The following is a 9,753-nucleotide window of genomic DNA, read 5'->3' as shown; positions in this document are numbered from 1 at the left end:
CGCGCCTACGTCGAACAGGACCTCCACGAGATCTACGAAGGCGAGGTCCGCTACGCCCGCGACGCCTTCGAAGGCCTCCGCCTCATGGACGCCCTGATCGCCGTCAAGCGCGGCGTGCCGGGCGCCGCCCTGCCCGAGCTCAAGCAGCGCCGAGTCGCCAAGCGGGACACGCCGCTGCTCCAGGTGGAGGAGCCCGAGGAGCCGGGCGGCCGCTCCGACGTGGCCGTCGACAACCCCGTCCCCACCCCGCCGTTCTGGGGCACCCGCGTGGTCAAGGGCATCCCGCTCAAGGACTACGCCTCCTGGCTGGACGAGGGCGCCCTGTTCAAGGGGCAGTGGGGCCTCAAGCAGGCCCGCGCGGGCGGGGCCACGTACGAGGAGCTCGTCGAGACCGAGGGCCGGCCGCGGCTGCGCGGCCTCCTGGACAAGCTGCACACCGAGAACCTGCTCGAAGCGGCCGTGGTCTACGGCTACTTCCCCTGCGTGTCCAAGGGCGACGACCTGATCATCCTGGACGAGCAGGGCAACGAGCGGACCCGTTTCACCTTCCCGCGCCAGCGGCGCGGCCGCCGGCTGTGCCTGGCGGACTTCTTCCGCCCCGAGGAGTCCGGCGAGACCGACGTGGTCGGTCTCCAGGTCGTCACCGTGGGTTCGAGGATCGGAGAGGCCACCGCCAAGCTGTTCGAGACCGACTCCTACCGCGAGTACCTGGAGCTGCACGGCCTGTCCGTCCAGCTCGCCGAGGCCCTGGCCGAGTACTGGCACGCCCGCGTCCGCGCCGAGCTCGGCTTCGGCGGAGAGGACCCCGCCCAGGTGGAGGACATGTTCGCCCTCAAGTACCGGGGCGCCCGCTTCTCGCTCGGCTACGGCGCCTGCCCGGACCTGGAGGACCGCGCCAAGATCGCCGACCTGCTCCGGCCCGAGCGGATCGGCGTCCACCTCTCCGAGGAGTTCCAGCTCCACCCGGAGCAGTCCACCGACGCGATCGTGATTCACCACCCCGAAGCGAAGTATTTCAACGCACGCTGACGCGGACCGACGTACACTTGTCGGTCCCATACAGGCCGGTCGCCTGTCTCCCGGGGGATGCCCATGGGGAGAGGCGACCGGCCTTCTCGTCCCCCGAAAGAGGTGTGCCGCATGACCAGCACCGTTCCCGCGTCCGTCACCCGCACGGCCGACGGGCATGCCCTGCAGGCGGTGCTGCTGGACATGGACGGCACCCTCGTCGACACCGAGGGCTTCTGGTGGGACGTCGAGGTCGACATCTTCGGCGAGCTCGGCCACCCCCTCGACGAGGCCTGGCGGGACGTGGTCGTCGGCGGCCCCATGAGCCGCAGCGCCGCCTTCCTCATCGAGGCCACCGGCGCGGCCATCACCCTCGGCGAGCTCAGCGTGCTGCTCAACGAGCGCTTCGAGGCGCGCATCGCCGAGCAGGTGCCGATGATGCCGGGCGCCGAACGGCTGCTGGCCGAGCTGGCCCGGCACAACGTGCCCACCGCCCTGGTGTCCGCCTCGCACCGACGCGTCATCGACCGGGTCCTCCAGGCCCTCGGCCCCGACCGGTTCACCCTGACGGTGGCCGGGGACGAGGTGCTCCGTACCAAGCCGCACCCCGACCCGTACCTGCTGGCCGCCCGCACCCTCGGCGCACACCCCTCGCGCTGCGCCGTCATCGAGGACACCCCCACCGGGGTGGCGTCCGCGGAGGCCGCCGGCTGCCGGGTCGTGGCCGTTCCCTCGGTGGGCCTGATCCCTCCGGCCCCCGGGCGTACCGTCGTGCGCTCCCTGGAGGACGTGGACCTGCCGTTCCTGCGCTCGCTCATCACTCCGCTGAACTGAGTGCACACGCTCCGTACCGAATGGAACACCGCCGGGACCGCGTCCTGCGGAAGGATCTTTCGTTCCCTGGCCCGGAGGCTGGAATTCCATCCATTCCCTGGCACTGGCGCCGGGTGACCTTTGTCACGCGTCTGGCCCCCGACACGCCTGTCGGGGGGCTCGGAGGGCTTCCTTTGTGTCCGGATTGATCAGCTCCTGACCGCATCTGCGGCGTCCCTCACATGGACAGCCAGTCCGCGCCCATCACCGTGCGATTACACCCCAAGTCCTGCCAGTTCAAGCCATCCCGTCACAGGCCACTAATGTCGACGCGGGCACTGCGCCGCACCGCAGCCGGCCCCGGCGCACACCCCTGTGCCGGGACGGCGTGGACCGATCGTCACAACACCGGCCCGATCGTTCCGCCCTGAACGGGCGACCGCCGCGAAGTGCCCTCTACGCCGCTTTGAACAAGTGCCGGTCGAGGGAGTACTTCCAGCATGAACCGCAAGACCCTGGTGCTGACGGCCGCGGCCGGACTGCTCACCCCCGCGCTGACCGCCTGCGGCAGCACGACCGGTGGGGGAGCGGGCTCCGGAGCGATCGTCGTCGGGACCACCGACCGGTTCGAGGCCGCCGATTACGCTCCCGCCCCGTTCGACCCGGCCTACGCCTACGACGCCGGCGCCTGGAACGTCCTGCGGCAGACCGTCCAGACGCTGATGCGCACCCCCCGGGGCGGCGGCCAGCCCGTCCCCGAAGCAGCCTCCGACTGCCGCTTCACCGACACCGGCAACGAGAGCTACCGCTGCACCCTGCGCCCAGGCCTGAAGTTCGCCGACGGCGCCCCGCTCACCGCCAAGGACGTCAAGTTCTCCATCGAGCGGGTCCTCGCCATCAAGGACGAGAACGGCCCCTCCTCGCTGCTCTCCACCATCGACACCGTCGAGGCCAAGAGCGCCGACACGGTCGTCTTCCACCTGAAGAGCCCGGACGCGACCTTCCCGCACAAGCTGTCCACGCCCGCGGCCGGCATCGTCAGCGAGAAGAACTACGACGCCAAGAAGCTCCGGGCGGGCTTCTCCGTCGACGGCTCCGGCCCCTACACGATGAAGGCCGAGGTCAAGGACGACCACCTCGTGCGGGCCGTCTTCACCAAGAACCCGAACTACAAGGGCGACATCAAGCTGCAGAACGACAAGGTCGAACTGCGCACCTTCGCCGACTCGGCCGCCATGGGCAGGGCCCTCACCCACGGCTCCGTCGACATGGTCTCCCGCACCCTGTCGCCGGCGCAGATCGGCGAGTTCTCCGCCAAGGCGCCCAAGGGCGTCAAGCTCGTGCCCATGCCCGGCTTGGAGATCCGCTACCTCGGCTTCAACACCGAGGCACCCGCGGTCAAGGACAAGGCCGTGCGCCAGGCCCTCGCCGCCGCCGTCGACCGCGACGCCATCATCACGAAGGTCTACGGGAAGGCTGCGCAGCCGCTGTACTCGCTGGTCCCCACCACGGTGACCGGTCACGTCAACTCCTTCTTCAACAAGTACGGCGACGGCAACACCGCCAAGGCCGCGAGCCTGTTGAAGGACGCCGGGATCAAGACCCCCGTCAAGCTGACGCTGAACTACACCACGGACCACTACGGCGACGGCACGGCCGCCGAGTTCGAGACCCTGAAGAACCAGCTGAACTCCACCCAGCTGTTCGACATCACCGTCCAGGGCTCCGAATGGAGCCAGTTCCGGCCCGCGCAGAAGAAGGGCGACTACGCCGCCTACGGGCTCGGCTGGTTCCCCGACTACCCGGACGCCGACAACTTCCTCGCCCCGTTCCTGGAGCAGGACAACTTCCTGGGCACGCCGTACGCCAACAGCGCGGTGCGCACCAAGCTCATCCCCGATTCCCGGCGGGCGGTCGACCGCACCGTCGCCGGCCCCGCGATCGCGGAGATGCAGGACATCGTCGCCGAGGACGTGCCCGTCCTGCCCCTGTGGCAGGGCAAGCAGTACGTCGCCGCGCGCGACGGGATCACCGGAGTGGAGTGGTCGGTCAACGCCATCTCCGACCTCCAGCTGTGGGAACTCGGCCGGGGCGTCAGCGGCTGAGCCAGGCAGTACCGGCAGTACCGGCAGCACCCGGCGGCGGATGTCGCAGGCCGGCGCAACGAAACAGTTCGACTGTGAAGGACGTTCCCGTGATACGACGTAACCAGTGGTTGGCGGCCCCGCTCGGCGCAGCCACCGCCGCAGCGCTGCTCAGCGGTTGCGGTTCGACCGAAGGCTCGACCGCCGGCGGCGGCAAGGGCGTGGTCATGGGGATATCCAACAAGGTGAATTCCGCCGACCCGGCTTCGGGTTACGACCCGGGGTCCTGGCTGCTCTTCAACAACGTCTTCCAGTCCCTGCTGAGCTTCCCCAAGGGCGGCACCACCCCGGAGCCCGACGCCGCGCAGGCCTGCAACTTCGAGGGCAGCGACAGCAAGGTCTACAAGTGCACCCTGCGCGACGGCCTGAAGTTCAGCAACGGCCACGACCTCACCTCCAAGGACGTCAAGTTCTCCTTCGAGCGCACGCTGAAGATCAATGACGCCAACGGCCCGGCCGTGGTGCTGTCGTCGATCGCCGGTATCGACACCCCCGACGACAAGACGGTGGTCTTCCGCCTCAAGTCCTCCGACGCGACCTTCCCCAGCAAGATCGCATCGGCCGCGGGTTCCATCGTCGACCACGCCGAGTACCCCGCCGACAAGCTCCGCACCGACGGCAAGGCCATCGGTTCCGGCGTCTACAAGCTGGACTCGATCAACGAGAAGAGCGCCTCCTTCTCCGTCAACGACTCGTACAGCGGCAAGGCCAAGGCGAAGAACACCGGCGTCACCCTGAAGTTCTTCAACGAGGACCAGGCAGCCCTCAAGAGGGTCCTCGAAAGCGGCGACGTCGACTTCGCCTTCCGCGGCCTGGCGGCCAAGGACATCGCGAGCCTGTCCTCCACCAAGACCGGCAACAACAAGGTCGAGGTCGTCCAGGGCACCGGCGCCGAAGTCGAGCACATGGTCTTCAACATGAACGACCCGGTCGCCGGCAAGCTCCCCGTCCGCAAGGCCATCGCCTACCTCGTGGACCGCGAGGCCCTCGTCAAGGACGTCTACGACGGCACCGCCGTCTCGCTGTACTCGATCGTCCCCGCCGGCATCGGCTCGCACACCACGCCCTTCTTCGACCGCTACGGCGGCACCCCCCAGCCGAAGAAGGCCGAGGCCGTCCTGCGCGCGGCGGGCATCAAGGACAAGGTGAAGATCACCCTGTACTCCACGCCCACGCGCTACGGCCCGTCCACGGACCAGGAGTTCCAGCTCATCGCCAAGCAGCTCAACGACAGCGGGCTCTTCGAGGCCGACGTCAAGTCCGTCGAGTTCGAGCAGTACGAGAAGGACATCCAGGCCGGCAAGTACGGCGTCTACGTGAAGGGCTGGGTGCCCGACTACCCGGACGCCGACAACTTCACGCAGCCGTTCTTCGGGCCGGACAACGTCCTGCACAACAACTACGACAACAAGGAGATCACCGGGACCATCATCCCGTCGACCTCCGCGAAGTCCGACCGCACCGCCGCCGGCACCGACTACAGCCGCCTCCAGGACATCGTCGCCGAGGAGATCCCGATCCTGCCGCTGTGGCAGAGCAAGCAGTACGCGGTCACCCGCCAGAACGTGACGGGCCTCCAGTGGTCGCTGGACGCCTCCACCGTCTTCCGCTTCTGGGAGATCAGCAAGGGCTGAGACCAGCCCGGTACGGGAACGGGCCGGCAGCCGCGTGCACGCGGCTGCCGGCCCGTTCGCCTGCTCCCGGGCCTACTGGCCCGCGCCCGGGCGGACCAGTCCGCTCTCGTACGCGTACACCGCCGCCTGGACCCGGTCGCGCAGGCCCAGCTTCGTCAGCACGTGCCCCACGTGCGTCTTCACCGTGGTCTCGCTCACGAACAGATCCGCCGCGATCTCCGCGTTCGACAGGCCCCGCGCCACCAGCTTCAGCACCTCGACCTCCCGCTCGGTCAGCGTGCCCAGCGTGTCCGGGACGCTCTCCTCACCCGACGGCAAGTGCCCCGCGTACTTGTCCAGCAGCCGCCGCGTGATGCTCGGCGCGAGCATCGCCTCGCCGCCCGCCACCACCCGGATCGCCTGCACCAGCTCATTGGCCGGCGCATCCTTCAGCAGGAACCCGCTCGCGCCCGCCCGCAGCGCCTCCACCACGTACTCGTCCAGGTCGAAGGTGGTCAGCACCAGCACCTTCGCCGGCCCGTCCCGCCCCGGCCCGGTGATCTGCCGGGTCGCCTCCACCCCGTCCATCCGCGGCATCCGGATGTCCATCAGCACCACATCGGGCTGCAACGCCCGAACCTGGTCCAGGGCCTGCAGACCGTCCCCGGCCTCACCGACCACCGCCAGGTCCTGTTCGGCCTCCAGGATCATCCGGAAACCGGTGCGCAGCAGCGGCTGGTCGTCGACCAGGAGGACGCGGATCGCCACGGGGTGTACCTCGTATTCGTACGGCGGCATCGACGGACGCCGCCCATTCTGCCCTGGCCCGGTGATCAGGACTCCGCCGGTGCCACGTCCGCGCCCTCGGCGGCGGGCCTCGGCGGGGGCACCTCCCGGCGGTGGCCGGGGGAGATCACCAGCGGATAGGCCGGGGGAGTGCCGCCGAACTCCGGGCACACCGCCCGGTGATCGCACCACCCGCACAGCTTCGTCGGCCGCGGTCGCCACTCACCCGTCGCCGTCGCCTCCTTGATCGCCTCCCACAGTGCGAGCAGCTTGCGCTCCACCCGCTCCAGATCCGCGATGACCGGGTCGTACGTCAGCACGTCACCGCTGCCCAGGTACACCAGCTGCAGCCGCCGCGGCACCACCTGCTTCAGCCGCCACACCACCAGCGCGTAGAACTTCATCTGGAACAGCGCACCCTCGGCGTACTCCGGCCGCGGCGCCTTGCCCGTCTTGTAGTCGACGATGCGCACCTCGCCCGTCGGCGCCACATCCACCCGGTCGATGATCCCGCGCAGCCGCAGCCCCGACTCCAGCTCCGCCTCCACGAAGAACTCCCGCTCCACCGGCTCCAGCCGCGTCGGGTCCTCCAGCGTGAACCAGCGCTCCACCAGCGCCTCGGCCTCCGTCAGCCAGCGCGCCAGGCCCTCGCCCTCGTCCCCCGCCGGAAACAGCTCCATCAGCTCCGGCCGCGACTCCAGCAGCCGGTCCCACTGCCCCGGGATCAGCGCCTTCGCCCGCGGCGCCGTCCGCTCCGCCGCAGGATGGTCGAACAACCGCTCCAGCACCGCGTGCACCAGCGTGCCCCGCGTCGCCGCCGCACTCGGCTTCTCCGGCAGCTTGTCGATCACCCGGAACCGGTACAGCAGCGGGCACTGCATGAAATCGCTCGCCCGCGAAGGGGAGAGCGAAGCAGGCGGAGCGGCGGGCGCTGAATCATCCGCACCGGCGTCGGGCATCGTCGTCATGAGACAAAACCCTACGACCCGCCACCGACAGCACGCGCATACCATCGACGCCGGGCCCCCTCGCACTGCATGATCGGGGCATCACACCGCGCTACCGCGCCCCCCCCGCACCGCACCGACCGTGCACCTGCACCACACTGAAAGCACCGACGAAACCAAACCGCCGGACAGCACCGAACGAAGGACAGCCGTGGCAGACACCGACGAAACCGGCGAGCGCCCCGACCAGCGCTCCGGCCCGGGCGGCGGACTCCTCATGGGCCGCCCCTTCGGCGTCCCCGTGTACGTCTCGCCCAGCTGGTTCCTCGTCGCCGCCCTCATCACCTGGGTCTTCGGCGACCAGCTCGACCGCGTCCTGCCCGACCTCGGACCCGCCCGCTACCTGGTCTCGCTCTTCTTCGCCGTCGCCTTCTACGCCTCCGTGCTCGTCCACGAACTGGCGCACACCGTCGCCGCACTCCGCTTCAAGCTCCCCGTGCGCCGCATCCAGCTCCAGTTCTTCGGCGGAGTCTCCGAGATCGAGAAGGAATCCGAGACCCCCGGCCGCGAATTCGTCCTCGCCTTCGTCGGCCCCCTGCTCTCCCTCGTCCTCGCGGGCGGCTTCTACCTCGCCATGTTCGCCGTCGACCCCGCCACCGTCCCCGGCGTCCTGCTCGCCGGCCTGATGATCTCCAACCTGCTCGTCGCCGCCTTCAACCTGCTCCCCGGGCTGCCCCTCGACGGCGGACGCATGCTCCGCGCCGTCATCTGGGGCATCACCGGCAGGCCCATGACCGGAACCATCGCCGCCGCCTGGGTCGGCCGCGCCCTCGCCGTCGCCGTCCTCCTCGGCCTGCCGGTCCTCACCCACACCGGGCTCACCGGCGGCCGCCCCGACGACGTCGGCGGGATGAACACCGTCATGGACGCCCTCCTCGCCGCGATCCTCGCCGCCATCATCTGGACCGGCGCCGGGAACAGCCTGCGCATGGCCCGGCTGCGCGAGCACCTCCCCGAACTGCGCGCCCGCACCCTCACCCGCCGCGCCGTCCCCGTCGAGCACACCACCCCGCTCTCCGAAGCCCTGCGCCGCGCCAACGCCCACGGGGCCCGCGCCCTCGTCGTCGTCGACGGCCTCGGCGAACCCACCGCGATCGTCCGCGAGAGCGCCATCGCCTCCGTGCCCGAACACCGCCGCCCCTGGGTCGCGGTCAGCACCCTCGCGCAGGACCTCACCGACGGCATGAAGGTTTCCGCAGAGCTCGCCGGCGAAGAACTCCTCGACCGCCTGCGCGCCACCCCCGCCACGGAGTACCTCGTCGTCGAACCAGGCGGCGAGATCTACGGAGTCCTGTCCACCCTGGACGTCGAAAAGGCCTTCGTGAAGGCCATGGCGCGGCCCCAGTCCTGAAGCCAATACACTGGTCACATGTCCGAACCGACCGGTGCCGCCCGCCGACGCGGGCCCTTCGAGGTCGGGGACCAGGTTCAGCTCACCGACCCCAAGGGCCGCCACTACACGTTCACGCTCGAAGCCGGGAAGAATTTCCACACCCACAAGGGTTCCTTCCCGCACGACGAGCTGATCGGCGCCCCCGAGGGCAGTGTTGTCCGTACCACGGGCAACGTCGCCTACCTCGCGCTGCGTCCCCTGCTCCCCGACTATGTCCTGTCCATGCCCCGCGGCGCCGCCGTGGTCTACCCCAAGGACGCAGGCCAGATCCTGGCCTTCGCCGACATCTTCCCCGGCGCCCGCGTCGTGGAAGCAGGCGTGGGCTCCGGCTCGCTGAGCAGCTTCCTGCTGCGCGCCATCGGCGACCAGGGCATGCTCCACAGCTACGAGCGCCGCTCGGACTTCGCCGAAATCGCCACCGCCAACGTCGAGCGCTACTTCGGCGGCCCCCACCCGGCGTGGCAGCTGACCGTCGGCGACCTCCAGGACAACCTGTCCGACACCGACGTCGACCGCGTCATCCTCGACATGCTCGCCCCCTGGGAGTGCTTGGAGGCCGTCTCCAAGGCGCTGGTTCCCGGCGGCATCCTCTGCTGCTACGTGGCCACCACCACCCAGCTGTCCAAGACCGTCGAGTCCATCCGCGAAATCGGCTGCTTCGCCGAACCGCAGCCCTGGGAATCGATGATCCGCAACTGGCACGTCGAGGGCCTTGCCGTCCGTCCCGACCACCGGATGATCGGCCACACCGGCTTCCTCGTCACCGCCCGCCGGCTCGCCGACGGCGTCGAGCCGCCGATGCGCCGCCGCCGCCCCGCCAAGGGCGCGTACGGCGAGGACTACGAAGGGCCGGGCGGGGGCACCTCCCAGCGCTAGCCGGGGCCCAGCCCGGCGGCTCCGGCCACCGGGGCCGACCCCGGCCCGCCGGCCACCCAACACCACGGCGCTGCGGCGCAGTTCCCCCGCTCCGGCGGGAACTGCGCCGCAGC

8 protein-coding genes are annotated in these 9,753 nt (G+C 69.9%); 6 read left to right on the top strand and 2 right to left on the bottom strand.

What is annotated here, in order from left to right:
• From AC0666_RS22935 to AC0666_RS22920, 4 genes are all read left to right on the top strand, one after another.
• The coding region (locus AC0666_RS22935; protein WP_478708193.1) for a vitamin B12 dependent-methionine synthase activation domain-containing protein at positions 1 to 1,029 on the top strand (1,029 nt) is incomplete at its 5' end.
• A 111-nt stretch (positions 1,030 to 1,140) separates the two neighbouring features.
• Complete coding sequence (locus AC0666_RS22930; protein ID WP_478708192.1) at positions 1,141 to 1,842, top strand: HAD family hydrolase; 702 nt, start codon at positions 1,141 to 1,143, stop codon at positions 1,840 to 1,842.
• Between the two features lie 479 nt (positions 1,843 to 2,321).
• Complete coding sequence (locus AC0666_RS22925) at positions 2,322 to 3,926, top strand: ABC transporter substrate-binding protein (protein WP_468970572.1); 1,605 nt, start codon at positions 2,322 to 2,324, stop codon at positions 3,924 to 3,926.
• Positions 3,927 to 4,015: 89 nt separating this feature from the next.
• Complete coding sequence (locus tag AC0666_RS22920) at positions 4,016 to 5,599, top strand: ABC transporter substrate-binding protein (RefSeq protein WP_361715347.1); 1,584 nt, start codon at positions 4,016 to 4,018, stop codon at positions 5,597 to 5,599.
• 72 nt (positions 5,600 to 5,671) lie between these two features.
• Here AC0666_RS22920 and AC0666_RS22915 read toward each other — a convergent pair whose 3' ends face one another.
• Together AC0666_RS22915 and AC0666_RS22910 are read right to left on the bottom strand one after the other, a co-directional pair.
• Positions 5,672 to 6,346: a response regulator transcription factor gene (locus AC0666_RS22915; protein WP_361726070.1), complete on the bottom strand. Its 675-nt coding sequence runs from the start codon at positions 6,344 to 6,346 to the stop codon at positions 5,672 to 5,674.
• Between the two features lie 65 nt (positions 6,347 to 6,411).
• Positions 6,412 to 7,332 (bottom strand): RecB family exonuclease, encoded by a 921-nt coding sequence (locus tag AC0666_RS22910; RefSeq protein WP_468970576.1) that lies wholly within the window; start codon positions 7,330 to 7,332, stop codon positions 6,412 to 6,414.
• A gap of 190 nt (positions 7,333 to 7,522) precedes the next feature.
• Here AC0666_RS22910 and AC0666_RS22905 point away from each other — a divergent pair, with 190 nt between their 5' ends.
• Both AC0666_RS22905 and AC0666_RS22900 read left to right on the top strand, forming a co-directional pair.
• Positions 7,523 to 8,722, top strand: coding sequence for a site-2 protease family protein (locus AC0666_RS22905; protein WP_478708191.1), 1,200 nt, complete (start codon positions 7,523 to 7,525; stop codon positions 8,720 to 8,722).
• A gap of 18 nt (positions 8,723 to 8,740) precedes the next feature.
• Entirely contained in the window at positions 8,741 to 9,640 is a 900-nt protein-coding gene (locus AC0666_RS22900) for a tRNA (adenine-N1)-methyltransferase (RefSeq protein ID WP_361726064.1), read from the top strand.
• The last annotated feature ends 113 nt before the right edge of the window (positions 9,641 to 9,753 follow it).

Source organism: Streptomyces sp. NPDC043680 (genome assembly GCF_056436685.1).
The sequence above is the reverse complement of the archived record's forward strand: the minus strand, read 5'-3'. Positions and strand labels throughout refer to the sequence as shown.